23 protein-coding genes are annotated in these 24896 nt (G+C 73.2%); 13 read left to right on the top strand and 10 right to left on the bottom strand.

Features of this window, described 5'->3' with window-relative positions:
• Positions 1-112 precede the first annotated feature (112 nt).
• Both F8R89_RS37220 and F8R89_RS03660 read left to right on the top strand, forming a co-directional pair.
• A complete protein-coding gene (locus F8R89_RS37220; RefSeq protein WP_151782584.1) occupies positions 113-796 on the top strand; it encodes a chaplin in 684 nt (227 codons plus the stop codon).
• Positions 797-992: 196 nt separating this feature from the next.
• Positions 993-1847 (top strand): GNAT family N-acetyltransferase, encoded by an 855-nt coding sequence (locus F8R89_RS03660; protein WP_151782583.1) that lies wholly within the window; start codon positions 993-995, stop codon positions 1845-1847.
• On the opposite strand, the gene F8R89_RS03655 is transcribed toward F8R89_RS03660, so the two are convergent.
• The 3 genes from F8R89_RS03655 to F8R89_RS03645 all read right to left on the bottom strand — a co-directional run bounded on the left by F8R89_RS03655 (position 1844) and on the right by F8R89_RS03645 (position 7485).
• Positions 1844-2572 carry a class I SAM-dependent methyltransferase gene (locus F8R89_RS03655; RefSeq protein WP_151782582.1) on the bottom strand — a complete coding sequence of 243 codons (729 nt, stop codon included), beginning with the start codon at positions 2570-2572 and terminating at the stop codon, positions 1844-1846. The genes F8R89_RS03660 and F8R89_RS03655 overlap by 4 nt on opposite strands.
• 7 nt (positions 2573-2579) lie before the next feature.
• Positions 2580-6869, bottom strand: coding sequence for an aminotransferase class I/II-fold pyridoxal phosphate-dependent enzyme (locus F8R89_RS03650; RefSeq protein WP_151787984.1), 4290 nt, complete (start codon positions 6867-6869; stop codon positions 2580-2582).
• A 130-nt stretch (positions 6870-6999) separates the two neighbouring features.
• Positions 7000-7485: a nucleoside deaminase gene (locus F8R89_RS03645; protein ID WP_151782581.1), complete on the bottom strand. Its 486-nt coding sequence runs from the start codon at positions 7483-7485 to the stop codon at positions 7000-7002.
• Positions 7486-7629: 144 nt separating this feature from the next.
• Between F8R89_RS03645 and F8R89_RS03640 the strand changes: the two genes are divergently transcribed.
• The gene (locus tag F8R89_RS03640) at positions 7630-8409 is read left to right on the top strand and encodes a GNAT family N-acetyltransferase (protein WP_151782580.1); all 780 of its coding nucleotides are present in this window, start codon (positions 7630-7632) and stop codon (positions 8407-8409) included.
• 88 nt (positions 8410-8497) lie between these two features.
• On the opposite strand, the gene F8R89_RS03635 is transcribed toward F8R89_RS03640, so the two are convergent.
• The 4 genes from F8R89_RS03635 to F8R89_RS03620 form a co-directional block, all read right to left on the bottom strand.
• Complete coding sequence (locus F8R89_RS03635) at positions 8498-8761, bottom strand: GlsB/YeaQ/YmgE family stress response membrane protein (protein ID WP_151782579.1); 264 nt, start codon at positions 8759-8761, stop codon at positions 8498-8500.
• 170 nt (positions 8762-8931) lie between these two features.
• Positions 8932-9372 (bottom strand): SPW repeat protein, encoded by a 441-nt coding sequence (locus F8R89_RS03630; protein WP_151782578.1) that lies wholly within the window; start codon positions 9370-9372, stop codon positions 8932-8934.
• 133 nt (positions 9373-9505) lie between these two features.
• Entirely contained in the window at positions 9506-10876 is a 1371-nt protein-coding gene (locus F8R89_RS03625) for a cryptochrome/photolyase family protein (RefSeq protein WP_151782577.1), read from the bottom strand.
• 110 nt (positions 10877-10986) lie between these two features.
• A complete protein-coding gene (locus tag F8R89_RS03620) occupies positions 10987-12516 on the bottom strand; it encodes an SDR family oxidoreductase (protein ID WP_151787983.1) in 1530 nt (509 codons plus the stop codon).
• 247 nt (positions 12517-12763) lie between these two features.
• On the opposite strand from F8R89_RS03620, the gene F8R89_RS36105 reads away from it, so the two are divergent.
• On the top strand, positions 12764-12931 hold the full coding sequence (locus F8R89_RS36105; RefSeq protein WP_192806036.1) for a hypothetical protein: 168 nt from the start codon (positions 12764-12766) through the stop codon (positions 12929-12931).
• Between the two features lie 34 nt (positions 12932-12965).
• Here the strand turns inward: F8R89_RS36105 and F8R89_RS03615 are convergent, their stop codons facing one another.
• Positions 12966-14006 carry an acyl-CoA dehydrogenase family protein gene (locus F8R89_RS03615; RefSeq protein WP_151782576.1) on the bottom strand — a complete coding sequence of 347 codons (1041 nt, stop codon included), beginning with the start codon at positions 14004-14006 and terminating at the stop codon, positions 12966-12968.
• Positions 14007-14122: 116 nt separating this feature from the next.
• On the opposite strand from F8R89_RS03615, the gene F8R89_RS03610 reads away from it, so the two are divergent.
• The 6 genes from F8R89_RS03610 (at position 14123) to F8R89_RS03585 (ending at position 19236) form a co-directional block, all read left to right on the top strand.
• Positions 14123-14479 (top strand): YciI family protein, encoded by a 357-nt coding sequence (locus tag F8R89_RS03610; protein ID WP_151782575.1) that lies wholly within the window; start codon positions 14123-14125, stop codon positions 14477-14479.
• On the top strand, positions 14476-15672 hold the full coding sequence (locus tag F8R89_RS03605) for an RNA polymerase sigma factor (protein ID WP_151782574.1): 1197 nt from the start codon (positions 14476-14478) through the stop codon (positions 15670-15672). Before F8R89_RS03610 ends, F8R89_RS03605 begins: the two co-directional genes overlap by 4 nt.
• A gap of 212 nt (positions 15673-15884) precedes the next feature.
• Entirely contained in the window at positions 15885-16595 is a 711-nt protein-coding gene (locus tag F8R89_RS03600) for a chitinase (RefSeq protein WP_151782573.1), read from the top strand.
• Between the two features lie 40 nt (positions 16596-16635).
• A complete protein-coding gene (locus F8R89_RS03595; RefSeq protein ID WP_151782572.1) occupies positions 16636-17541 on the top strand; it encodes an aldo/keto reductase in 906 nt (301 codons plus the stop codon).
• A gap of 194 nt (positions 17542-17735) precedes the next feature.
• Complete coding sequence (locus F8R89_RS03590) at positions 17736-18122, top strand: VOC family protein (RefSeq protein ID WP_151782571.1); 387 nt, start codon at positions 17736-17738, stop codon at positions 18120-18122.
• A 49-nt stretch (positions 18123-18171) separates the two neighbouring features.
• The gene (locus F8R89_RS03585; protein ID WP_151782570.1) at positions 18172-19236 is read left to right on the top strand and encodes an adenosine deaminase; all 1065 of its coding nucleotides are present in this window, start codon (positions 18172-18174) and stop codon (positions 19234-19236) included.
• Here F8R89_RS03585 and F8R89_RS03580 read toward each other — a convergent pair.
• Complete coding sequence (locus F8R89_RS03580; protein ID WP_151782569.1) at positions 19224-19733, bottom strand: mycothiol transferase; 510 nt, start codon at positions 19731-19733, stop codon at positions 19224-19226. The two genes, F8R89_RS03585 and F8R89_RS03580, sit on opposite strands and share 13 nt — an antisense overlap.
• Before the next feature lie 25 nt (positions 19734-19758).
• Entirely contained in the window at positions 19759-20646 is an 888-nt protein-coding gene (locus tag F8R89_RS03575; protein ID WP_151782568.1) for a LysR substrate-binding domain-containing protein, read from the bottom strand.
• 136 nt (positions 20647-20782) lie between these two features.
• Between F8R89_RS03575 and mgrA the strand changes: the two genes are divergently transcribed.
• The 3 genes from mgrA to F8R89_RS03560 all read left to right on the top strand — a co-directional run bounded on the left by mgrA (position 20783) and on the right by F8R89_RS03560 (position 24895).
• Positions 20783-21775: an L-glyceraldehyde 3-phosphate reductase gene (gene mgrA / locus F8R89_RS03570; RefSeq protein WP_151782567.1), complete on the top strand. Its 993-nt coding sequence runs from the start codon at positions 20783-20785 to the stop codon at positions 21773-21775.
• 295 nt (positions 21776-22070) lie between these two features.
• Positions 22071-22481, top strand: coding sequence for a hypothetical protein (locus F8R89_RS03565; protein ID WP_151782566.1), 411 nt, complete (start codon positions 22071-22073; stop codon positions 22479-22481).
• Positions 22482-22549: 68 nt separating this feature from the next.
• Positions 22550-24895 (top strand): FHA domain-containing protein, encoded by a 2346-nt coding sequence (locus tag F8R89_RS03560; protein ID WP_151782565.1) that lies wholly within the window; start codon positions 22550-22552, stop codon positions 24893-24895.
• The last annotated feature ends 1 nt before the right edge of the window (position 24896 follow it).

Genomic DNA, 24896 nt, shown 5'->3' with positions numbered 1-24896 from the left:
AACCCTGCACTCGATGGGGTGAATGGCCGATAAGCCATAACTCGGATGGATCGCTCGCGTTTTATCCGGTGCGGGCGAGTGCTCGTGACCATGTCTGGAAGGCAGGGACCCTATGAGACGGGTTACCCGAAACGGTGTGATCGCCATCGCTGCCGCCTCGGGCGCGATGGCCGTGACGTTCCCGGCTTACGCCGACTCCGCGGCGGACGGTGCCGCGGCCGACTCGCCCGGAGTGCTCTCCGGGAACACCGTCCAGGTTCCGGTGCACGTACCGGTGAACGTGTGCGGGAACACCGTGAACGTGGTGGGGCTGCTGAACCCCGCCATCGGCAACAATTGCGTCAACGAGGACGCGGGCGCCAAGAGCGACAGCAAGAAGGAGGAGGCCACGTCCGCCACGTCCTCCGTGAGCGGGGCGAAGGCGGAGGGCGTCTCGACGGAGTCCGGCGGCATCGGCTCCGGCAACGTCGTCCAGCTCCCGGTGCACGTGCCGGTCAACGTCACGGGCAACAGCGTGAACGTGATCGGTGTCGGCAACGCCGCGATCGAGAACGAGTCGGCGAACGTCTCCGGCGAGGACACGCCGGCGACCACGCTGCCGGCGCCCGAGAAGGCGAAGCCGCGCGCGCCCAAGCCGCGGTCGGTGCCGCCCGTGCACGTGCCGCACGAGGAGGCCGGACCGGTCCTCGCCCACACGGGCGCGGACGCGACCGCCCCGCTCGCGGCGGGCGCCTCGGCGCTCATCCTCGGCGGCGCCGTCCTCTACCGCCGGTTCCGTACCCAGGCGGTGCGCTGACCTCGTCGTCAGGCATCGCGTGAAGGCCCCACCCGCTGGACTCGAGCGGTGGGGCCTTCCGGGCGTCATGGCGTGCGAACACACGGACGCCCGACGCGCCGCCGGCCCCGGCAACGGCTTGATCATGTCGTGACCGCCGCCCCGGAGATCCGCGAGGATGCCGCGTGACCCGCACCCCCACCGAACGGAGCGCCCCATGGCCCTCGCGGCCCCCACGGACCTCGTCGTCGGCCGGGCCGGACCGGAGGACTGGCCGGTCATCAGCGGATGGGCCGCCGCCGAGGGCTGGAACCCGGGGACGTCCGACGGACCGGCGTTCTTCGCCCAGGACCCGGACGGCTTCTTCCTCGGCCGGATCGACGGCGAGCCCGTCTCCGCGATCTCCGTCGTCACCTACGGCCCCGACTACGCGTTCCTCGGCTGCTACCTGGTCCGCCCCGACCTGCGCGGCCGCGGCCTCGGCCTGGCCACCTGGAACACCGCCCTCGCCCACGCCGGGAACCGCACGGTCGGCCTCGACGGCGTCGTCGCCCAGCAGGACAACTACCGCCGCTCCGGCTTCACGCACGCCCACCGCACCGCCCGCTGGACCGGCGTCGCCCCCACCACCGCTCCGCCGGCCGGAGTCCACCCCGTCCGCCGCGAGGACTTCGCGGACATCGCCGCGTACGACGCGCGGTGCACCCCCGCCGACCGGCCCCGCTTCCTGCGGCACTGGCTCGGCGCCCCCGGCCACCATGCCGTCGTCCGCCGCTCCGGCGCCCGCGTCACCGGCTACGGCGTCGTCCGGCCCGGACACGACGGCTCGCGCATCGGCCCGCTCTTCGCCGACGGCCCCGAGGACGCCCGGGCCCTGTTCGACGCGCTGACCACCCACACCGGCGGCCGGGAGGTCGCCGTCGACGTGCCCGAGACCAACCCGGCCGGCGTCGCCCTGGTCCGGGCGGCCGGCTTCACCCCGTCCTTCGAGACGGCCCGCATGTACACCGGCCCGGTCCGGCCGTACGCCCACGACCGGGTCTTCGGCGTCACGACCCTGGAGCTCGGCTAGCGCGCCCGCCCCGCCAGCAGCACCATGCCCGAGTCGCCGTAGTCCGGGAGCGTCGGGTCGGCGTCGATGCGGGTGACGGACAGCTCCCGGGTGAGGGGCGCGAACACCGCCGTGACGATGTCCGGGTCCACCGGGCAGCCCGGCCAGCGCGAGGCCGGGCCGATCCGGTACGTCGGCATGTTCTCCATGAACGCCGCCACCAGATACCCGCCCGGCGCCACACAGCGCACGAACGTCCGGCAGAACGCGGCGAACTCGGCGCGGTCCTCCGTGGCGCCCTCCGCGACGAAGTGCATGGACGCCAGCTCGTAGTGGCCGGGCGGCAGATCCCGCACGTCGGCGTGGACCACGTGCACCGGCGCCAGCGCCCCGGCCAGCGTCGCGGGCAGCGCCGGATTCAGGCGCCGGCACAGCTCGTGGAACGGCAGCCAGCTGGCGTCCGGGCCGTCCAGGATCTGCTGCTCCAGATAGGCCACGTTGCCCGCGCCCGCCTCCACCGCCTCCACCCGGCGGCTCGCCGCGGCCGCCAGGATCAGCGGATACACGTTCGGTCCCGCGCCGAACTCGACGGAGCGCCCGAGGGAGCCGGGCGGGAGCCCGCGGTAGAACGCCGAGTGATGCGCGATGACCGCCGCGTCGCAGGGATGCACCTCGCGGTAGTTCTCCGCCAGGTAGTCGACCACCGGCCAGCGGTCCCAGTCCACGTCGTCGTTGTGCGTGGTCATGTTCGGCTCAGTCCTTCGGACGCAGCGGGTAGCGCGCGGCGAGCCGGGTGAGGACGTCGTTCAGCCGGTCGATGTCCTCGTCCGTGTGCAGCGCCGTGAGCTGGACACGGAAGCCGACCCGGTCACGGGGAACCAGCGGATAGGCGGCCACCGTCACATAGATCCCCTCCTGCCACAGGAACCGCGCGACCTGCTCCAGGTCGGACGGGTCGGTGAGCGGCACCTCCACGATCGGCAGCCGGTCGCTGTTCAGGGTGCGCACGCCCAGCGCGTCCAGATGGTCCAGGACCCGGGCGGTCAGGCGGAACAGGTCGGCCCGCAGGGCGTCACCGCGCCGCTCGTTCACATCGAGCCCGGCGAGCGCGGTCGCCAGCGACGCCGTGGGGGAGGGACCCGAGTAGAGATAGGGGGCGGCGGCCGTCTTCAGCCGGTTCTTCAGCTCGGTCGGCAGCGCCAGGAAGGCCAGCAGCGACGAGTACGCCTTGGAGAACCCGCCGGCCAGGACGACACCGTCGTACGACTCGCCGGTGTGCCGCACCACCGCGTTGCCCCGCACGCCGTACGGGCACGGCTCGGCGGGGGAGCGTTCGCCGATGACACCGAAGCCGTGCGCGTCGTCGACGTACAGCGTGGCCCCGTGCGTGCGGGTGACGGAGGCCAGCGCGGGCAGGTCGGGGATGTTGCCGGTCATGCTGTTGACCCCGTCCAGGCAGACCAGCCGGGGCGCGCTCGCCGGGGCCGCGGCCAGCAGCTGGTCCAGCTCCTCGGGGCGTTCGGCGTGGAAGCGGCGCAGGGTCGCGCCCTGGCCCCGGGCCACCGTGCAGCCGTCGTAGATCGTGCGGTGCGCGGTCGCCTCCACGAAGACGTACCCGTCGTCGGCGAGGGCCGGGATCACCGAGGTGTGGATGATCGTCAGCGTCGGCAGCAGCAGGGTGTCCGGGGCGCCGAGCAGCTCCGCCAGCCGCTCCTCGATCCGCGGGTACAGCCGGGGGCTGCCCAGCAGCCGGGACCAGCTGGGGTGCGTGCCCCACTCCTGCACGGCCGGGTCGATGGTGGCGGCGATCTCCGGGTCCCAGTCGAAGCCGAGGTAGTTGCAGGACGCGAAGTCGATCAGCCAGTGGCCCCGGCTGCGGATGTGCCGGCCGCGGACCTCGTCCAGGACGGCGTCCGTCATCGGGCTGGTGCGGCGCAGCCGGTCCAGGTCGGCCTCCCGCGCGGCCCGTCTGCCGCGCGCCGGCAGGGTCCGGCGGTCGCCGTCGCGGCGCCGCTCGCCGGTCCCCGGTGCGGACCGGCCCCCGTCGCGGCGCAGCGCCTGCCGGCTCTGCTCCAGCGTCATCGGCCGGGCGAACAGGTAGCCCTGCCCGAACCGGCAGCCCATCCCGGCCAGCAGGTCCCGCTGCTCGGGCTCCTCGATGCCCTCGGCGATCACCTGGAGCCCCAGGGTGTCCGCGATGTGCACGATGCCCTCGACGAGCGCCACCTGCTGGGCGTCGCGCGGGATGTCGTCGATGTAGGACTTGTCGATCTTCAGGACGTCGACGGGGAAGTCCCGCAGGTACCGCAGCGACGAGAAGCCGGTGCCGAAGTCGTCGACCGCGATGTGCACCCCCAGATCCTTCAGGGACCGCAGCATCGCCTGGACCTGCGTGTCCCGGCGCAGCAGCACCGTCTCCGTCAGCTCCAGCTGGAGACTGCCCGGCGCGAGCCCCGGCGTCCGCAGCGCCTGGTCGACCTGCGGCACGAACCCGTTGTCGCGGAACTGCCGGGCGGAGACGTTGACGCTGACGTACGGGGGCCGCCCGGGCACCCGCTCCTCCTGCAGCCCCGCGATGTCCCGGGCCGCCTGCTCCAGCACCCAGGAGCCGAGCGCGCCGATGTGCCCGGTCTCCTCGGCCAGGCTGATGAACTGCTCCGGGGTGACCGGCCGCTGCGCGGTGCCCGGCCAGCGGGCCAGCGCCTCGAAGCCGACGACCTCGCCCGCGGTGATGTCCACGACGGGCTGGTAGCGCACCGCGAACTCCTGCGCGGCGACCGCCCGGGCGAGCCGGCTCTGCAGATCGTGCCGTTCGATCATGCGGCTGTGCAGCAGGGGCCGGAAGCGGCGCCACTGCCGTTTCCCCGCCGCCTTCGCCGCGTACAGCGCCAGATCGGCGTGGCCCAGCAACTCGTCGGCGTCCGTGCTGTCCCGTGCTGTGGCCACCCCGACGCTCGCCGCCACGGTCACGGACTCGCCGCCCAGCGCGAAGGGCCGGCTCAGGGTCTGGATCACCTGCGCGGCCAGCAGTTCCGCGTCGAGCGGCTGCCGCGCGTCCTCCATCAGGACGGCGAACTCGTCGCCGCCGAGCCGGGCCGCGGTGTCGGTGCGGCGCAGCGTCCGCGACAGCCGTATCCCGACGTCCTTGAGCAGATGGTCGCCCGCCGAGTGCCCGAGGGTGTCGTTGACCAGCTTGAAGTCGTCGAGGTCGATGAAGAGCAGACAGGTCAGCGACGCCTCGCGGCGGCCCCGCAGCAGGGCCCGCTCGATCCGCTCGAGCAGCAGCGTCCGGTTCGGCAGCCCGGTCAGCGAGTCGTGGAAGGCGCGCTCGGTCAGCTCGTGCTGCAGCCGCCGCTGCTCGGTGACGTCCCGCAGGGTGACCACCAGACCGGCGACCGTGCGTTCGTCACGGAAGTCGCTGCACCGCACCTCCACCTCGACCTGCCCGTCCGGATGCCGTACCCACCAGTGGTCGTGGGTGGCCCGCGGCCCGATCTCGCGGACCGCCGCGAGCTGCCGGGCCGCCCGCAGCCGGTCACGGGGGTCCACCAGCTCCGGCAGCGTCCGCCCCACCAGGTCCGAGCTGCCGAACACGGTGGCGGCGGACGGGCTGGCGTACCGGACGACGTCGTCGTCCTCCAGGATCAGGATGACGTCGGACGCGTTGCGCACCAGCGTGCGGAAGTACGCCTCGCTCTCCCGCCGGATGACCTCCTGGCGCAGCACCACCCGCTCCTTGGCGAGGCCCGCGTGCGAGGCGAGGATCTCCAGCGAGCTCCGGGTCTCGTTGAGCCGCGCGGGAGGCCCCGCCACCAGCAGCACCCCCGGTATGTCGCCCGCCGGCCGGTCCGGCGGCACCATCGGGCAGACTAGGGCGGATGTAAGACCGTCCAGACGGGCCGTGACCTCGGGTTCCAGGCTGTCGGTGGGGACCAGCCGGGCGTGGCGCGGGGCGAGCGCCGACGTCCGCTCGGCCGGCAGCAGCAGGGTGCGGTGGTGGACGGCGGGGCCGAGGAGCCGGTCGACGGCCGCCTCGCAGGAGCGGACGACCTCCTCCTGCCGGACCGCCGACACCAGCGAGGCACCGGCCGCGCGCAGCGCCAGCTCCCGCTCCACGGCCCGGCGATGGGCCACCACCATGCCGGCCAGACGCAGGATGACCAGCAGGAACAGCGTCCCCGAGAACGCCGCGATGATCGGCACGCCGTGCGGCTTGTCCTTCAGCCCCTCGATCAGCAGGACCGTCGGGGCGACGAACGTGGCCACCGCGAGGAGCAGCAGCCGGCGCGGCGGCGGGAGCAGGGACTCGCGCACCGGCTCCGCCGCGGTCAGCTCCACCATGGCGGGGTGCAGCGCGGCCAGGCCCCACGCCGTGTAGAAGACGATCCACCCGGCGTCGACCAGGGTGCCGGTCCGCCACTCGTCGTGCAGCTGCATGATCCCGTAGGCGATGTCGAAGCCGAGCAGCGTCACGGTGCCCACGACGAGCAGCGCCAGCGCCCCGTTGTGCCGGGTGGCGGCGCTCGGGGTCAGCAGCCGGGCGAGCAGGGCCAGGACGAGCACGTCGCCGAGCGGGTAGGCGATGCTGATCGCCCGCTGCTGCCAGGTGAGTCCGTCGATCTCGGTCAGCGGCTGGACCAGGAACACCCAGACGGGCAGCGCGAGTCCGGCGGTGAGGATGAGCGCGTCCACCAGTCCGGGCAGGTCGTGCCCGGTCCAGCGGTAGCGGATGAGACCGGACAGGCCGACGGCGAACAGCACGTAGTTCGCGAGGTAGAAGGCGTCGGCGGGGGACGGGAACGGGTTCTCGACGTGGAAGTACGTCTCCATCACGTTGTAGTAGGTGTCGCCCGTGATGAAGCAGAGCAGCCCCGCGGCCAGGACCCACCAGGGCCAGCGGTGGGCGGGCCGGTTCACATGGACGCCGATCAGCATGGCGGCGACGCCGAGCAGGCCGATCGTCGCCCAGACCGGGGTGAGCGCCGCCGGGACCGTCATGTAGACGACCGTCGCCGTCGCGACGAGGACGAGGAGGGCGCACATCAGCCGCCGCGGCGACGGCCACGACCGGCGCCCCGCACCGTCGGAGGAGACCGGGCTCCCCACCTGGTCCGTGCCCATCCTCGATCGTAGGCACCGCCGATCGGCGCCTGCATCTCGGGCGGACGGGCTGTCAGCCGGCGCGCCCGTGGAACCGCAGGTGCAGGGCGCGGATGTCCTGCGTCAGCTCGGGCACCGGCCCCTCGACGGTCACCCCCGGTGCCACCTCACGAACGGGGAGCGGCCGCACCGGCGCCGGGGGAACACCCAACTCGGTGAGCCAGCCGCTCAGTTGCTCCGATGAGGCGACGTACACGATCCGTCCGAGGCCCACCCAGGCGTGCGCGGCGGCACACATCGGGCAGTGCTCGCCGGAGGTGTACACCGTGGCCGCGGCCCGTTCCTCCGGGGACAGGTGGGCGGCGGACCAGCGCGCCAGCTCGAACTCCGGGTGCCGGGTGCCGTCCCCGGAGGCCACCCGGTTGCGGTCCTCCGCCCGTACGGTGCCGTCCGCCGCCACCAGGACCGAGCCGAAGGGCTCGTCCCCGGCGTCCAGGGCCTCGGCGGCCAGTTCGACGCAGCGGCGCAGGTACGGCAGTTCGGCGTCCTCGACGGCCATGGTGCGGGTCCTCCTCCAGGTGCGGTTCCTCCGGCCCCTCCATGGTCGCCGACGGACGCGCCCGTGGCGCGGCGGCTCCCCACGCGCCTCCGGTCACGCCGTAAAACGCTTGCTCACGCTCCGGGTTGGTGCTGAGGTGACCGCATGGATCCCGCCGCCGTCCTCGCCCTGTTCGACCGTGATCTGCGCGAGCACGCGCGGCCGGACGGCCCGGACTCCGTGGTGGAGCGGGTGGGCCCGGTCGTCCGCCAGGTGTCGTCGGCCCACGGGTGGAACGGCGTCGTGTGGTCGGCGCTGGACGGGACGACGGCCGACGCGGCGATCGCCGCGCAGATCGCCCACTTCGACGGGCTCGGGCTGGAATTCGAGTGGAAGCTGTACGGCCACGACCGCCCCGTCGACCTGGGCCGGCGGCTCCGGGACGCCGGTTTCACGGCCGAGCCGGAGGAGACGGTGATGATCGCGGAGGCCGCCGCCCTGGACCTGGACGTCCTGCCCCCGGCCGGTGTCCGCCTCGTCCCGGTGACCGACGCGGCCGGTGCCGAGCTCGTCGCCGAGGTGCACCGCGCGGCGTTCGGCGGCGACGGCACGCGCGTCCGGCACCAGCTCCTCGCGCAGCTCGCGACCGGCGAGGACACCGTGGCGGCCGTGGTCGCCCTGACGGACGACGGGGTGCCGGTGAGCGCCGCGCGGATGGAACTCGTGCCCGGCACCCGGTTCGCCGGGCTCTGGGGCGGCGGGACCGTCGAGGGCTGGCGGAGCCGTGGCATCTACCGCGCTCTCGTCGCGCACCGCGCCCGGCTCGCGGTGGACCGGGGCTACCGGTACCTCCAGGTCGACGCCATGAGCACCAGCCGTCCCGTCCTGGAGCGCCTCGGCTTCGAGCCGCTGACCACGACGACGCCGTACGTGCACACGCCCTGAGGACAGGGGTCCGCCCACGCGAAGGCCCGCGACCGGAGTGCCGGTCGCGGGCCTGTGCCTGGTGCGCGGTGGGTTCCCGCGCGGGGTGTCAGCGATGGGCCTTCGCACGGTCCAGGGCGGCGACGCCCACGGCCGCGAGACCGATCTGGATGAGCCACTCGACCCAGTCGACGCCGTCCGTGTCGTTCACGCCCAGTCCGGCGGCGATCGCCGACCCGATGAGTGCGGCCACGATGCCGACGAGGATCGTCCACAGCACGCCGATGTGCTGCCGGCCCGGTACGACGAGCCGTCCGAGCACACCGATGACAATGCCGATCACGATGGCACTGATGATCCCCGAGATCTCCATTTCGCTCCTCTTCTCCGATCCCCGCATCACTGCGGACTGTGCCCGCGTCACAGCGTGTGCCCCCGGGAGCGGGGAACAGTCCTCATCCGGTCGCACAGGCTTGCGGCGATCGGCATGAGGAGGCCGGTCCGTCGAGCGGACCGGCCCGGGCGACGCCCGTTCGTCGTGCGCTACGACCTGGTGGTGCTCCTCGCCGCCGTGCCGGCGCACAGCAGGCCGAGGACCACGGCCAGCGCGCCGATGACGATGTTGTTCACGACCACGCCCGCGTCGGGGCTGTCCCCGACGATCCACGGCGCGATGATCATCCAGACGCCCAGTGCGCAGAAGGCCCAGCTCAGGCCGTACATGCGCTCAGGAGCGCGGGTGAATCCGAGGGCCAGCAGACCGATGGCGATGCCCATGATCAGGTTGTGGGTCACCAGCGGGGGCTGGCTGGTCGTGTAGTGGAGTATCCAGGGGGACGCGGCGCAGTACAGACCGAGCAGGAACACCGGTCCGTCCAGGAGCGTCACATCGCGGCCCCCGAGCACGCGGTCGTAGCGGTCCCGCATCTCGGATACGTCCGGATGGCTGGCTATGTCACCTCTGGTGTGCGAGACGTCGGCCATGACTCGTCTCCTTTGACTCGCAGGCCTGACCGCTCCATGAGCGGGGTGCTGTTGAAGCCACCTTCAACCATTCTGCGCTTATTTTTTCCTTATGTGTAGCCGGGGGGCGTGGACGGAGGCCGGGCCGGGCTCCTCACCGGCCGCGCGCCCGCCGGAAGCGCTCCAGGCCCTCGCCGAGCCCGACGACCGGCGCCGGGTAGCCGAGCGCGGCACGGTCGTCGTCGCCGAGCCGCCACGGTTCGTGCACCCTGGGCCCCTCGACCTGCGCCAGCTCCGGCACCCAGCGGCGGACGTACCGGCCGTCGGGGTCGTACCGCTTGGCCTGCAGGACGGGGTTGAGGACCCGGTGGGGCCGGGTGTCGGTGCCGGTCCCGGCCACCCACTGCCAGTTCAGCTGGTTGTTGGCCAGGTCGCCGTCGACCAGCAGGTCCAGGAAGTGCCGGGCGCCGATCCGCCAGTCCACGTACAGCGTCTTGGTGAGGAAGCTCGCCGTCAGCAGCCGGCCCCGGTTGTGCATCCAGCCCTCGTGCCGCAGCTGGCGCATCGCCGCGTCCACGATCGGGTAGCCGGTACGGCCCTCCCGCCAGGCGGCGATGTCCGCCGCGGCCTCCTGCTCCGGCCGCCAGCGGTCGCCGCGGGTGCGGTAGTCGTCGGTGGCGGCGGCGGGCCGCGCGGCGAGGACCTGCCGGTGGAAGTCGCGCCACGCCAACTGCCGTACGAACGCGTCCGCGCCCGCGCCACCCTCCCGGCGGGCGCGGTGGACCAGCTCGACGGGGGAGAGGGTGCCGAAGTGCAGATGCGGCGAGAGCCGGGAGGTCGCGTCACCGGCGAGGTCGTCGTGCCGGTCCTCATAGGCCGCGACGCCCCCGCGCAGCCAGGCCGTGAGCCGCCGGCGGCCCTCCTTCTCACCCCCCTCCGCGAGCCCTTCGGACAGCCCGGACAGTCCACCGCGCCCGGGCAGCGGCTCGGACCCCACCCCGCCCGGCACCCGCACCGCCCGCGGCGGGCCGAGCGGGTCCCGAAGCCGGTGGTCGGACCAGCGCCGCAGGTACGGCGTGAACACGGCGAAGTGGTCGGAGGACGCCGGGGTGACCGCGCCGGGGGCCACGGCCGTCGTCACCGTGTCGTGCACGTGCAGCCGCACCCCCTGCGCCTCCAGTGCCCGGCGCAGCCGCTCCTCACGGCGCTGGGCGTGGGCGCTGACGTCGGACGCCATGTGCACCTCGTCGGCGTCCGCCTCCGTCACCACCCGGCACACCTGCTCGACGAGGTCACCCCGGCGCACGACCAGCCGGCCGCCCCGCTCGCGCAGCCCGGCGTCCAGATCACGCAGACAGTCCGCGAGGAACGCCAGCCGATTGGGCACCGCGAACCCGGCGGCGTCGACGGCCGTGTCGCGCACGAACAGAGGGACGGCCCCCTCGGTACCGTCCAGGGCCGCGCGCAACGGCGGATGGTCGTGCAGACGCAGGTCGCTGGTGAACAGGACGACCGAGATGCTCATGGGGGTACTCCGGGGGCGGGCTGCGGGGTGTGCGGGTGGGGGGCGGGGGGCTTCGGGACGTACGCGGGCGCGAGTCTGCGGCGGCCTCAGGACGCACGGGTCCGCGCGGCTCAGGGGTGGGTCGCGTGGTCCGTCTTCGCGGGCAGGGGCGAGGCGGCCGCCGCCCGGGCGATGTTGCGGGCCATGCCGCCGAACACGATCGCGTGGAACGGCGACACGCTCCACCAGTACGCGTGGCCGAACAGCCCGCGCGGATGGAACAGGGCGCGCTGCCGGTAGCGGGTCCGGCCGTCCGGGCCGGTGAGCGCCCGCATCTCCAGCCAGGCCAGCCCCGGCACCCGCATCTCCGCGCGCAGCCGCAGCAGCCGCCCCGGCTCGATCTCCTCGACCCGCCAGAAGTCCAGCGAGTCACCGACCCGCAGCCGTGCCGCGTCCCGCCGCCCGCGGCGCAGCCCCACCCCGCCCACCAGCCGGTCCAGCCAGCCGCGCACCGCCCAGGCGAGCGGGAACGAGTACCAGCCGTTCTCCCCGCCGATGCCCTCGACGACCCGCCACAGCGCCTCGGGCGAGGCGTGCACGACGAGTTCGCGGTGATCCGTGTAGAGGCTGCCGCCCGCCCAGTCGGGGTCGGTGGGCAGCGGGTCGCTGGGCGCGCCGGGCACCGACGCCGACGACCACCGGGTCGTCACCCGCGCGTCCCGCACCCGCCGCAGCGCGAGCCGCACCGCCTCGTCGAAGCCGATCGGATGCCCCGGCGGATCGGGCACGTAGCGGGCGATGTCGTGCTCGCGGCACACCACCTCGTGCCGCAGCGACTCGGTCAGCGGTCGGGCGATGGAGGACGGCACCGGCGTCACCAGGCCCACCCAGTGGCTGGACAGCCCCGGGGTGAGGACGGGCACCGGCAGGATGACCCGGCGGGGCAGCCCGGCCACCCGCGCGTACCGGACCATCATCTCCCGGTACGTCAGGACGTCCGGGCCGCCGATGTCGAACGTCCGGTTCACGTCCGGCGGCATCAGCGCGCTGCCGGCGAGGGCGCGCAGGACGTCCCGGACGGCCACCGGCTGGATACGGGTGTGCACCCAGCTCGGCGTGACCATCACGGGCAGCCGTTCGGTGAGGTAGCGCAGCATCTCGAACGAGGCGGAGCCCGAGCCGATGATGACGGCCGCCCGCAGCACGGTGGCCGGCACGGGGGAGTCGAGCAGGATGCGCCCGACCTCCGCCCGCGACCGCAGATGCGGGGAGAGCGTGTCCTCGGGCACCCCGGCCGGGGTGAGGCCGCCCAGGTAGACGATCCGCCGGACGCCGGCGGCCCGGGCCTGCTCGGCGAAGGTCCGGGCCGCCCTGCGGTCGGTCTCCTCGAAGTCCTTGCCGGTGCCCAGCGCGTGCACCAGGTAGTAGGCGACGTCGACGCCCTCCATGGCACGGGCCACCGACGCCGCGTCCGTGACGTCGCCGCGGACCACCTCCGCGTCCGGGGCCCACGGATGGTCGCGCAGCCGTTCCGGTGAGCGGGCCAGGCAGCGCACCCGGTGCCCGGCGGCGAGCAGTTCGGGCACGAGGCGCCCGCCGATGTATCCCGTGGCGCCCGTCACCAGGCACCGCACTCCCTCACCCGCCGCGTCGCGTTCCATGCCGTCGGTCGTCCTCACCTGTCGGGGCCTTCATGAGGACTTCCCCGCCGGGGGCCGTCCGGGATGCGGGCGCGGTACGACCCACCCCCGGACGGGCGAAACACCCCCGGACGGGCGAACACGGCGGAGGCCGGTGAAGTCGTGGACATGCTCAGGGCGGCCGGGGGCAGACGGTGTGTACCGGGCAGGACAGGACGATCCGGCCCGGGCTCGACGTGTGGGAGACGGTGTGGAGGTGGCTGCCGCCATGGGTGCGAAGGTGTTGGAGCGTTTTCCGGCGGGGTCTCCGCGTGGATCGTGGCCGGCGGAGGAGTACGCGGCCGAGCGCCGCGCCCAGGGCGAACCCGCGACGGTCGTCATGGACCTGAAGTCGGACGCGTTCCTCGTCGTCGTCCCCGTGGGCGACGACGACTGAGCCCTTCCGGCCCGCCCCCGGGGCCGGGGTCCGCTCAGGGCGCCTTCGAGGTCAGCACGTCCAGATGGGCGCCGCGCGACTCCGCCGTCTGGCCCTGCACCAGCAGGAACAGGGCCTCCCGGGCGAGGCGTTGCGCCGTACCGGTCAGCGCGAGGGAGCGTCCGCCGCCGGCGACCACCGCCGCGGTCGTGGCCGTGCGCATCAGCTCGGCCGCGTCGATCCGCAGCGCCAGCCGCTCCGCCAGGGTCGCGTCGGTGCCGGGCGCGTCGGCCAGTTCATAGGCCCGCGCGCGAACCGTCCCCAGCCGGGCGCGCAGAGGCCCGGCCACCTCGTCGTCCAGCAGCGCGAGCGCCGCCTCCGTGATCCCGAACACCGCCGGGGACGCGCTGACCGCCTTCGCCCGGTCCTTCACCGCCCACTCCTCGTACGGCACGCGCAGCGCGACCGACTCGGGCGGCAGCCACAGCCCGTCCAGCTCCAGCGAGACCGTGTGCGAAGCGGTGAGCGCCGCGAGCCGCATCGGCGCCGACGGCCGCAGCCCCGGCTGCTCCCTCGCCTCCGTGAACGCGAACACCGCCTCGCCGCCCTCCGCGATCCCGGCGAGCAGCATCACGTCGTTGAGCCCCCAGCCGGTGTACCAGGGCACCCGCCCGTCGAAGCGCAGCCCGCCGCGCTCCCCGGTCACCCGCACCGGCGTCCGCGGGTACGCCCGCAGATGCGCGTACGCCACCCCCGACAGCAGCTCCCCGCGGGCCAGTGGGCCGAGCAGGCGCTCGCGCACCGGGCCCTCGCTCGCCGCCAGCGTCGCCACCGGTGTGTGGTGCTGGGTCTGCACGAACCACGTCGAGCAGCAGGCCCCCGCGAGGATCTCCGCGGTGCGCCGGGCCACCGCCGCGGGCGCGGCCCAGCCGCCGTACTCCCGCGGGGCGCTCACCCCGAGCAGCCCGGAACGCCGGATCGCCTCGATGTGGGACGCGGGCACGCCCTCCTGGTCGACCCGCGCGGCCTGCGGGGCGAGCAGATCGGCGGCGAGACGCCGGGCGCGGTCGACGAGCGGGTGGTCCAGGGTGGTCATGCGGAGAATTCTCGCGGCAGGATCGCGCGGGGTGTCGATCCGGGGGCGCGCCGTTCGTGTAGAGGGTGAGAACCGCTACGACGTCCACGTCGCCCACGACGCCACTGGAGGCCGCCGTGAAGTACTACCTGCTCAATGTGATGCAACCGGTCGGGGAGCCGCCCGCCCCGGAGGTCCTGGCCGAGATCGAGAAGAACGTCGGCGCCGTCGACCGGGACATGCGCGAGGCGGGGGTGTGGGTGTTCGCCGGGGGACTGCACGGCCCGGAGTCCTCCACGGTGCTGCGGCCCCGCGACGGCGACGTCCTCGTCACCGACGGGCCGTACGCCGAGGGCAAGGAGATGCTCGGCGGCATCAGTCTCATCCAGGCGCCCGACCTGGACGCCGCCCTGGAGTGGGGCCGCCGGCTGGCTCTGGCCACCACCCTGCCCATCGAGGTCCGGCCGTTCGTGGACGAAGCCGGGGACCGATGAGCGGACCGGACGTCGAGACCGTCTTCCGCGCGGAGTACGGCCGCGCGGTGGCGGTCCTCGTCCGCCTCCTCGGCGACATCGACCTCGCCGAGGAGGCGGTCCAGGACGCCTTCACCACCGCTCTGGAGCGGTGGCCGCGCACCGGTGTGCCGCCGAGCCCGGCGGGCTGGATCATCACCACCGCCCGCAACCGCGCGATCGACCGGCTGCGCCGCGAGGCCACCCGGGACGGGCGGCACGCGCAGGCGGCCCTGCTGCACGCCCCCGACGCACCGCCCGAGGAGGGCCCCGTGCGCGACGAACGGCTCCGCCTGATCTTCACCTGCTGCCATCCCGCCCTCGCCGTGCCGGCCCGGGTCGCCCTCACCCTGCGCCTGCTCGGCGGGCTCACCACCGCGCAGATCGCCCGGGCCTTCCTCGTGCCCGAACCGACGATGGCCCAGCGGCTGGTGCGGGCCAAGGCGAAGATCCGCGACGCCCGCATCCCCTACCGGGTGCCGCGCGACGCCGACCTGCCGGACCGGCTCGCCGCCGTGCTCGCGGTCGTCTACCTGATCTTCAACCAGGGTTTCGAGGGGGAGTCCGGGCTGTGCGAGGAGGCCGTGCGCCTCGGGCGGCTGCTGGCGGACCTCATGCCGGACGAGCCCGAGGTCACCGGTCTGCTGGCCCTCATGCTCCTCGTCGAGTCCCGCCGGGCCGCCCGCCGGGACGAGCACGGCACGCTCGTGCCGCTCCCCGAACAGGACCGCCGCCGCTGGGACCGCTCCCTGATCGCGCAGGGGCAGACGCTGGTACGACGGTGCCTGCGGCGCGGCCGGCCGGGCCCGTACCAGATCCAGGCCGCCATCCAGGCCGTGCACAGCGACGCGCCGCGCCCCGAGGACACGGACTGGGGGCAGATCCTGCGGCTCTACGACCAGCTCACGGCCGTCGCACCCAGCCCCGTCGTGGCGCTGAACCGTGCCGTCGCGGTCGCCGAGACCGAGGGCCCGGCGGCGGCCCTCACCCTGGTGGACTCCCTGGACCTCGACGGCTATCGGGTCCTGCACGCCGTCCGCGCCGACCTGCTGCGCCGCCTGGGCCGGACCGACGAGGCCGTACGCGCCTACGAGCGAGCCGTCGAGCTGTCCGGGAGCCCCGCCGAACGGGCCTACCTCTCCCGCCGGCGCCGGGAACTGGCGCCGGCGCCCTGAGCCGCCGTACGCCGACTTCTCTTCCCCACGGCCGAGTTGAATGGTCTACACCCTTGACTGGTACAGACCAAAGGGGTTGAGTGTGACTCTACACCCCCCACCACGGCCGCCCCCACGCCGTGGCCGACCTCGTCGGCGCGTGCGCACAAGGAGCCTTGCTTTGTCATGCCCTTGTCGGGTGCGGCCGTGCTCTCCGCGAAGGAGCTGATCACGTGCTGAAGCGCCGTCTGGCCGCACTCCTCTCCACGCTCGCCCTGGGCAGCACCGTCCTGCTGCTCCAGCCGGCCCAGAGTGCCTCGGCCGCCGGATTCGTCGTCAGCGAGGCCCAGTTCAACCAGATGTTCCCGGGCCGGAACGCGTTCTACACCTACAGCGGCCTGGTCGCGGCGCTCAGCGCCTACCCCGGCTTCGCGAACACCGGCAGCGACACGGTCAAGAAGCAGGAGGCCGCCGCCTTCCTCGCCAACGTCAACCACGAGACCGGCGGACTCGTCCACATCGTCGAGCAGAACACGGCCAACTACCCCCACTACTGCGACCGTGGCCAGCCCTACGGCTGTCCCGCCGGGCAGGACGCCTACTACGGGCGCGGACCCATCCAGCTCTCCTGGAACTTCAACTACAAGGCAGCGGGCGACGCCCTCGGCATCGACCTGCTCAACAACCCCTGGCGCGTGCAGAACGAGGCGGCCGTCGCCTGGAAGACCGGGCTCTGGTACTGGAACACCCAGACCGGCCCCGGCTCCATGACCCCGCACAACGCCATGGTCGATCAGGCGGGCTTCGGCCAGACCATCCGCTCCATCAACGGCTCCCTGGAATGCGACGGCAAGAACCCCGCCCAGGTCCAGAGCCGCGTCGACGCCTACCAGCGCTTCACCCGGATCCTCGGCGTCTCCGCCGGCGGCAACCTCTCCTGCTGACCGCCCTCCCGGGTCCCGCGGCGTGTGCGACACTCCGCCGATGACCACCGAAACGATCACCGCGCACGCCGCGGGCACCTGGGACCTCGGCGACCTGTCCGTCAACCGCCTCGGCTTCGGCGCGATGCGGCTGACGGGCAGCGCCGCCTTCCACCACGGCGTCCCCAGCCGGCGGGACCGCTCGATCGCCGTCCTGCGCACCGCGGTCGAACTCGGGGTGAACCACATCGACACGGCCGCCTTCTACTTCTCCGCCCTGCGCTCGGCCAACGAACTCATCAACACCGCGCTGTCGCCGTACGCCGACGACCTCGTCATCGCCACGAAGGTCGGCCCCCACCGCGAGTACGACGGCGAGTGGGGCACCGCCGCCCGGCCCGACCAACTGCGCGGCCACGTCGAGGAGAACCTCCGCCAGCTCGGCCGCGACCACTTGGACCTCGTGTACCTGCGCCGCATGCGGCAGGACTCCATCGCCGAGCACTTCGGCGCCCTGGCCGAACTGCGCGAGGCCGGGCTCGTCCGCCACCTCGGCATCTCCGCCGTCCGGCCCCACCATCTCGCCGAGGCCCGGGCCATCGCCCCCGTGGTCGCCGTCCAGAACCGCTACGCCCTCGACCGGCCCTCCCCGGAAGCCGACGCGCTGCTGCGCCTGTGCGGCGAGGCGGGCATCGCGTTCGTGCCCTTCTACGCGGTGGCCGGGGACGCGGGCGAGCACGGCGCGACCGACGCGCACGACGCGGAGGTCCTGGCCGTCGCACGGGCGCACGGCGTCACCCCGGCCCAGATCCGCCTCGCCTGGACCCTGGCCCAGGGCCCCCACGTCCTCGCCATCCCCGGCACCGGCAACCCGGACCACCTGCGGGAGAACGTGGCGGCGGGCGCGGTGCGCCTGACGGAGGAGGAGCTCGGGCGGCTGAACGCGGTGCGCGCACAGGGGAGTTGAGTCCCGCTCGGCGTCCGCCCGGGGGGAGCGGCAGGCCGGTGGGCCGTCGGCGCGGGTGCGCGGTTCCCGGGCGCGCCGGCCTCCCTCCTCGAGCCCCGCCCCACACGCGCATCGGCACGCTTCCTTCCGGGACTGGCGCCACCCAGGTTTTACGTATAACCTCTCCCGCTAACCACCCGACCCGGAAGGCCCCGATGTCCCGTCTCGCCCTGGTCACCCTCGTCGTCGACGACTACGACGAGGCGATCCGCTTCTACACCGACGCCCTCGGTTTCCGGCTCGTCGAGGACGCCCCGCGGCCCGACGGGTCCCGCTGGGTCGTCGTGGCGCCGGACGGTGAGGGGAGCGGACTGCTGCTGGCCCGCGCCAAGGGGGACGGGCAGCGGGCCCGCGTCGGCGACCAGACCGGCGGGCGGGTCGGGTTCTTCCTGCACACCGACGACTTCGCCCGCGACCACGCCCGGATGCTCGCGGCCGGCGTGACCTTCCTGGAGGAGCCCCGGCACGAGCCGTACGGTTCCGTCGCCGTCTTCCAGGATCTGTACGGCAACCGCTGGGACCTCCTCCAGCCCGCCGCCTGACCCGCTCGCACCCCCCGTCGCACCCCCGCCCTTCGAGAAAGACTGCACCATGACCGCTACGCGCGTAGACGCCGATGTGATCCGCCGCCTCCCCAAGGCCGTCCTGCACGACCACCTCGACGGCGGACTGCGCCCCGCCACCGTGGTGGAGCTCGCGGCGGAGATCGGGCACACCCTGCCCACCACCGACCCCGACGAGCTCGCCGCCTGGTACTACGAGGCCGCCAACTCCGGTGACCTGGTCCGCTACATAGCCACCTTCGAGCACACCCTCGCCGTGATGCAGACCCGCGAGGGCCTGCTGCGCACCGCCGAGGAGTACGTCCTGGACCTCGCCGCCGACGGCGTCGTCTACGGCGAGGTGCGCTACGCCCCCGAGCTGAACACCCGGGGCGGGCTGACCATGGCCGAGGTCGTGGAGACCGTCCAGGAGGGCCTGGCCGCCGGCATGGCGAAGGCCGCGGCGGCCGGCACCCCGGTGCGGGTGGGCACGCTGCTGTGCGGCATGCGGATGTTCGACCGGGTGCGCGAGGCCGCCGACCTGGCCGTCGCGTTCCGGGACGCCGGCGTCGTCGGCTTCGACATCGCCGGGGCCGAGGACGGCTTCCCGGCCGCCGACCACCTCGACGCGTTCCAGCACCTGCGCCGCGAGAGCGTGCCCTTCACCATCCACGCCGGCGAGGCGCACGGCCTGCCGAGCATCCACCAGGCCGTGCAGGTCTGCGGCGCCCAGCGCATCGGCCACGGCGTGCGGATCACCGAGGACATCGTCGACGGCAAGCTGGGCCGGCTGGCCGGCTGGGTGCGGGACCGCCGGATCGCCCTGGAGATGTGCCCCACCTCCAACCTCCAGACCGGTGCGGCCACGTCGATCGCCGGGCACCCGATCACCGCGCTGAAGGACCTCGGCTTCCGGGTCACCCTCAACACCGACAACCGGCTCGTGTCCGGTACGACGATGACCCGTGAGATGACCCTGCTGGTCGAGGAGGCCGGCTGGACGGTCGAGGACCTGCGCACGGTCACCGTGAACGCCGTCAAGAGCGCGTTCATCCCGTTCGACGAGCGCAAGGCCCTCCTGGAGGACGTCGTCCTGCCGGGCTACGCGCTCTGAAGGAGTCCGCGGACGTAGGCGGCCTGTCCGACGTGCTGGAGATCGTCGGACAGGACGCTGACCAGCCGCACCCCCAGCGTGACCGGCGGGTCCCAGTGCTCGTCCACGACCCGCTCCAGGTCCTTGGCGGCCACCGTCCGCAGCACCCCCAGGGACTGCTCGTGCACGGCGTCGTAGTAGCCGGTCAGCAGGTCGCCCGAGGACACCTGGACCTTGGCGACCTTCGCCGGGGTGTGCCCGTAACCGGTGTCGTGGCGGGGCAGGTCGAGCCCGAACCTGCCGTGCCAGTCCTGTGCCAGCCACACCTGTTCCAGCCCGAAGGCGTCGGCGACGTGGTCGTCCTGGATGCGGGCGAGATGCCAGATCAGCCAGGCGACGGAGTTGGCGTCGGGGGAGGGGCGGCTGCCGAGCTCGTCGGGGCCGAGGCCCTCGACGGCCGCGTGGACCTCTTCGCGGATCCGGCCGTAGGCCTCGATGAGGATGTCCTTCGCATGCATGGCTCCACCATCGCGCATGTCCGCGTCAGGCGCCCTCGGTCTCCAGCAACCCCATCAGCGCCCGGGCGGCCGGACTCGTGGCCTGCTCCGGCGGCAGCAGGGCGACCGTCCGGTACACGGTGTCGCCCGCGCCCTTGACCGGAAGGGCCGTGAGGGACGGGCGCTTGTGCCGGAAGTGGCGCGGTACGACGGCGATCCCCAGGTTCTCGTCGACCAGGTCCAGCAGGCCGTGCACGTCGTTGACCTCCAGGGCGACCGTCCGGCGCACGCCCGCCGCCGCGAACACGCTGTCGGTGGCCCGGCGCGGCCCCCAGTCGGGGTGGAAGTCGACGAACACCTCGCCGCCCAGGTCCTCCGGGGTGACCGGGGCGCCGGCCTGCGCGAGCGGATGGCTCGGATGGCACAGCACCGTCATGGGCTCGCTGGTCAGCGGGACGGCCCGCAGCTGGTCGGTCTCCTCCTGGGCGGTCCGCACGGCGAAGGCGAGGTCGAGCCGCCCGGCCGCGACCTCCTCCGCGAGCGCCCCCGAACCCGCCTGCCGCAGACAGATCTCCACGTCCGGATGCTCACGCCGGAACGCCGCGAGCAGTCCCGCCACATGCACCCCGGCGATGCACTGCTCCGAGCCCAGCGCGAGCATCCCGCGCAGCACGCCCTGCACGGCCGCCACCGCCTCGTGCGCGGCCCGCACCTGTGCCAGGATGCGCTCCGCCTCGCACAGCAGCGCCCGCCCGGCCGGGGTGAGCGTCACCCGGCGGGTCGTCCGCACGAACAGCGGGGTCTGCAGCTCCCGCTCCAGCGCCCGGATGGAGGCCGACAGGCCGGACTGGGACACCATGAGGCGTTCGGCCGCGCGGGTGAAATGCTGGTCCTCGGCGACCGCAACGAAGTGCTGGAGATGGCGCAGTTCCATGATTGAGCAGCCTAGCCGCTGAATCCCATCTGATTTACCTGTTGGACCACTGCCCGCAGGTCGCGACAGCATGGACGCGACCGGAACGGCGTCGCACGCGCGCCGCCCCCCGTGTGCCCACCTCTCTGGAGTCGCGTTGTACACCGCACACCCCGACCGCTACGCGGACATGCCCTACCGGCGCACCGGACGCAGCGGCCTCAAGCTCCCCGCGCTGTCGCTCGGCCTCTGGCACAACTTCGGGCCCGACCGGCCCGCCGAGACCCAGCGCGCCATCCTGCGCCGCGCCTTCGACCTGGGCGTCACCCACTTCGACCTGGCCAACAACTACGGCCCGCCGCCCGGCGCCGCCGAGACGGCGTTCGGGGAGGCACTGAAGGCGGACCTCGCGCCCTACCGGGACGAGCTGATCATCTCGACCAAGGCCGGCTATCTGATGTGGCCCGGCCCGTACGGCGAGTGGGGCTCGCGCAAGTACCTGCTGTCCTCGCTCGACCAGAGCCTGAAGCGGATGGGCCTGGAGTACGTCGACATCTTCTACTCGCACCGCCCCGACCCGGACACTCCGCTGGAGGAGACGATGGGCGCGCTGCACACGGCGGTGCAGCAGGGCAAGGCGCTGTACGTCGGCATCTCCAACTACTCGGCGGAGCAGGCCCGGGAAGCCGCCCGCATCCTGGGCGAGCTGGGCACCCCGCTCCTCATCCACCAGCCGCGCTACTCGATGCTCGACCGGCGCCCCGAGGACGAGGGCCTGCTCGACGCCCTCGACGAGCTCCAGGTCGGCTCGATCGTCTTCTCCCCGCTGGAGCAGGGCCTGCTGACCGGCCGCTACCTCGACGGCATCCCCGAGGGGTCGCGCGCGGCGAGCGACAGCCCGTTCCTGAACTCCGACGCCATCACCGAGGACCTGGTCGCCCGGCTGCGCGCGCTGAACGAGATCGCCGCGTCCCGCGGCCAGACGCTGGCCCAGCTGGCCCTGGCCTGGGTGCTGCGCGGCGGCCGGGTCACCTCGGCGCTGGTCGGCGCGAGCAGCGCCCGGCAGATCGAGGACAGCGTGGCCGCGACCCGCAACCTGGACTTCGACGCGGAGGAGCTGGCCCGCATCGACGCGGTGATCAAGGGCTGACCCCGCCCGCACCGCCGGCCGCGCCGGAGCCCGTGGACCTCGAGGGGTGCACGGGCTCCGGCGTGTGTGCCGACGCCGGCCGGGTGACCAGGCCGCCGTCCCGTTTCGGCCAACGCGCGCCGTGAATATGCCAGGAGACTGGCCGGAAAGTCATGGTGACAGTGTTTCAGTAGTGAACATACTCGACAGCGAGGGTGCTTCACATGGGGCGACGGCGCGCTCACACACCGCTCACGAGCCGCACGGGAAGCGAGGTCCGCCGACAGGCGAACACGGGCACCACGGGGGAGGTCACGTGCACGACGAGTTCCTTTGCCACGTCACCGCGTACGGCGTCTGTGACGGACGGCGGATCGGCGTACCCCTCGGGACCTACCGGGCCCCCACCCTCGCCCTCGCCCTGTGGTGGCTGCGGGACCGGGCGTCCTGGATGGCCGAGCGATTAGACCCGCGACCGGAGTCCGAGCACCTTCCGCCGGGTGCGCTCGTCCCGGTCGCCGACACCGTGCCCGACGTCCCCGCCGTGCTGCGCGCCTGGTGCGGCGACGTGGACCGACAAGAGCTGATCGCCGACGAGTTGGCGGCGGGGCGGCTCGTACGGATCGCCGTGAGCGACGAGACCACCGAGTACGAACTCCTCGCCGAGTCGGTGGACGCCGTGCGTATGCAGCGCACCGTCCCCGCCCTGATCGTGCCCGTCGGCTAGACCCCGGGCCCTTGTCATGGCCCGGAGGCGATCAGGCGCGAACACGGGCAGATCGATAGAATCCAGGCATGGCGGAGCGTTCGATCGCACCGACTGCGCCCGTACTGGTCCTGGAGACCGAGGCGGGCTCCACGGTGATGACCCCGGGCCGCGACTACCACGTGGGACGCGACCCGCTCAGCGACATCGTCATCGACGACGCCCGTGTCTCCTGGCACCACGCCGTGCTGCGTCCCGAGGCCGACCACTGGACCCTCGCCGACGAGAACAGCACCAACGGCACCTACACCGACGGGCAGCGCGTCGACCACTGGGACGTCGGCCCCGGCACCGTCATCCGCTTCGGCAACCCCGCCGACGGACCCCGTGCCGTCCTGCTCGACCGCCCCACCCCGGCCGCCAGGCCCGAGCGCCCCTCGGCCGTGTCCATGCCGAGCCGTACCGGCACCTTCCGGCAGCCCACCAACGTCCGGCCGCTGCCCGCCCGCACCATCCGCGTCGGCCGCGCCGGCGACAACGACCTCGTCGTCGACGACCTGATCGTCTCCCGGCACCACGCCGAGCTGCGCGCCCTGCCCGACGGGACCTACGAGATCACCGACCTGGGCAGCCACAACGGCACCTACCTGAACGGCAGTCCGGTCACCAGCGCCCCGATCGCCGAGGGCGACATCGTCGGCATCGGCCACTCCGCGTTCTGCCTGGTCGGCGACCAGCTGCAGGAGTACGTCGACACCGGCGAGGTGTCCCTGGAGGTGCAGGACCTCGCCGTCGCCGTCGACCACGGCCGCAAGACCTTGCTCGACCACGTCTCCTTCCCGGTGGGGGAGAAGTGCCTGCTCGCCGTCGTCGGCCCGAGCGGCGCCGGGAAGTCCACCCTCCTCAACGCCCTCACCGGGCAGCGCCCCGCCGACCACGGCACGGTCCTCTACGACGGCCGCGACCTCTACCACGACTACGCCGAGCTGCGTCAGCGCATCGGACTGGTCCCGCAGGACGACATCCTGCACGGACAGCTCACCGTCCGCAGCGCCCTGTCGTACGCCGCCGAACTGCGCTTCCCGCAGGACACCGCGAAGGCCGAACGCCGGGCCCGCGTCGACGAGGTCATCCACGAACTGGGCCTGGAACAGCGCGCCAAGCAGCCCGTGCACAGCCTGTCCGGCGGCCAGCGCAAGCGCGTCAGCGTCGCCCTGGAACTGCTGACCAAGCCCTCGCTGCTCTTCCTCGACGAGCCGACCTCCGGACTCGACCCCGGCATGGACCGCTCCGTGATGCACATGCTGCGCGGCCTCGCCGACGACGGCCGCACCGTCATCGTCGTCACCCACAGCGTCCTCAGCCTCGACGTCTGCGACCGGCTCCTCGTCCTCGCCCCCGGCGGACGCATCGCCTACTACGGACCACCCGAGGAGGCGCTGGCCTACTTCGGGTTCGACCACTGGCCGGAGGCCTTCGAGGCGTTCGAACGCGACCAGGACCGGGACTGGGCCGGCGACTACCGGACCTCACCGCAGCACCGGCGCTACATCGCCGACGCCACCGGGCAGCCCCGGCAGGACCGCACCGACCCCGTCGTCATCACTCAGCCCCCGAGACCCCGCAGCCGCGGCGCCCAGCTGCGCACCCTCATCCGCCGCTACGCCGCCGCGCTCAGCGCCGACCGCACCTTCCTCATCATCATGATCGCCCTGCCGTTCGTGATGGGGGTGATGGCCCGCGCCCTGGCCGGCAGCAAGCTGACCCAGGAGACGGCGATGAACGCCCTGCTCATCCTGTGCGTCGGCGGCGTCCTGACCGGCGCGGCGAACGCCGTGCGCGAACTCGTCAAGGAACGCGTCATCTACCAGCGGGAACGGGCCGTCGGCCTGTCCAGATCGGCGTACCTGATGTCCAAGGTGGTGGTGCTCGGGACGATCACCGTGCTCCAGGCCGTCGTCCTCACCCTGGTCGCCCTGCTCGGCGTCGACCTCAACGCGCCGCGCGGCGAAGGCGTGCTGCTGCCGCCCCTCGTGGAGATCATCATCGCCGTCGCCCTGCTCGCGTTCACCGCGATGATGCTCGGCCTCGTCGTCTCCGCCCTGGTGCGCAAGGAGGAGGTGACGATGCCGCTGCTGGTGCTGCTCGCGATCGTGCAGGTCGTCTTCTGCGGGGCCCTGCTGAAGCTGCACGGCGTCCCCGGCCTGGAGCAGCTGTCCTGGCTGGTGCCCTCGCGCTGGGCGCTCGGCGCCATGGCCGGCACCGTCGGACTGTCCAGGATCGTGCCCGGCGACCTCACCGGTGACCCGCTGTTCAAGCACTCGGCGGGGATCTGGCTGTTCAACATCGGCATGCTCGTGGTGCTCTCGCTGATCTTCGGCTTCCTCGTCTCCCGGCTGCTGCGCCGGCGTGAACCCGTCGTGATGCGGAAGTAGG

The organism is Streptomyces sp. SS1-1, assembly GCF_008973465.1.
Classification (GTDB): Bacteria; Actinomycetota; Actinomycetes; order Streptomycetales; family Streptomycetaceae; genus Streptomyces.
This window is presented reverse-complemented; position numbering and strand designations above follow the sequence as displayed.

What these genes read in the sequence shown, in the direction of transcription:
- F8R89_RS37220 (WP_151782584.1), top strand. Translation starts at nt 113, where the DNA reads ATGAGACGGGTTACCCGAAACGGTGTGATCGCCATCGCTGCCGCCTCG.
- F8R89_RS03660 (WP_151782583.1), top strand. Translation starts at nt 993, where the DNA reads ATGGCCCTCGCGGCCCCCACGGACCTCGTCGTCGGCCGGGCCGGACCG.
- F8R89_RS03655 (WP_151782582.1), bottom strand. Translation starts at nt 2,572, where the DNA reads ATGACCACGCACAACGACGACGTGGACTGGGACCGCTGGCCGGTGGTC.
- F8R89_RS03650 (WP_151787984.1), bottom strand. Translation starts at nt 6,869, where the DNA reads ATGTGCGCCCTCCTCGTCCTCGTCGCGACGGCGACGGTCGTCTACATG.
- F8R89_RS03645 (WP_151782581.1), bottom strand. Translation starts at nt 7,485, where the DNA reads ATGGCCGTCGAGGACGCCGAACTGCCGTACCTGCGCCGCTGCGTCGAA.
- F8R89_RS03640 (WP_151782580.1), top strand. Translation starts at nt 7,630, where the DNA reads ATGGATCCCGCCGCCGTCCTCGCCCTGTTCGACCGTGATCTGCGCGAG.
- F8R89_RS03635 (WP_151782579.1), bottom strand. Translation starts at nt 8,761, where the DNA reads ATGGAGATCTCGGGGATCATCAGTGCCATCGTGATCGGCATTGTCATC.
- F8R89_RS03630 (WP_151782578.1), bottom strand. Translation starts at nt 9,372, where the DNA reads ATGGCCGACGTCTCGCACACCAGAGGTGACATAGCCAGCCATCCGGAC.
- F8R89_RS03625 (WP_151782577.1), bottom strand. Translation starts at nt 10,876, where the DNA reads ATGAGCATCTCGGTCGTCCTGTTCACCAGCGACCTGCGTCTGCACGAC.
- F8R89_RS03620 (WP_151787983.1), bottom strand. Translation starts at nt 12,516, where the DNA reads ATGGAACGCGACGCGGCGGGTGAGGGAGTGCGGTGCCTGGTGACGGGC.
- F8R89_RS36105 (WP_192806036.1), top strand. Translation starts at nt 12,764, where the DNA reads ATGGGTGCGAAGGTGTTGGAGCGTTTTCCGGCGGGGTCTCCGCGTGGA.
- F8R89_RS03615 (WP_151782576.1), bottom strand. Translation starts at nt 14,006, where the DNA reads ATGACCACCCTGGACCACCCGCTCGTCGACCGCGCCCGGCGTCTCGCC.
- F8R89_RS03605 (WP_151782574.1), top strand. Translation starts at nt 14,476, where the DNA reads ATGAGCGGACCGGACGTCGAGACCGTCTTCCGCGCGGAGTACGGCCGC.
- F8R89_RS03595 (WP_151782572.1), top strand. Translation starts at nt 16,636, where the DNA reads ATGACCACCGAAACGATCACCGCGCACGCCGCGGGCACCTGGGACCTC.
- F8R89_RS03590 (WP_151782571.1), top strand. Translation starts at nt 17,736, where the DNA reads ATGTCCCGTCTCGCCCTGGTCACCCTCGTCGTCGACGACTACGACGAG.
- F8R89_RS03585 (WP_151782570.1), top strand. Translation starts at nt 18,172, where the DNA reads ATGACCGCTACGCGCGTAGACGCCGATGTGATCCGCCGCCTCCCCAAG.
- F8R89_RS03580 (WP_151782569.1), bottom strand. Translation starts at nt 19,733, where the DNA reads ATGCATGCGAAGGACATCCTCATCGAGGCCTACGGCCGGATCCGCGAA.
- F8R89_RS03575 (WP_151782568.1), bottom strand. Translation starts at nt 20,646, where the DNA reads ATGGAACTGCGCCATCTCCAGCACTTCGTTGCGGTCGCCGAGGACCAG.
- F8R89_RS03560 (WP_151782565.1), top strand. Translation starts at nt 22,550, where the DNA reads ATGGCGGAGCGTTCGATCGCACCGACTGCGCCCGTACTGGTCCTGGAG.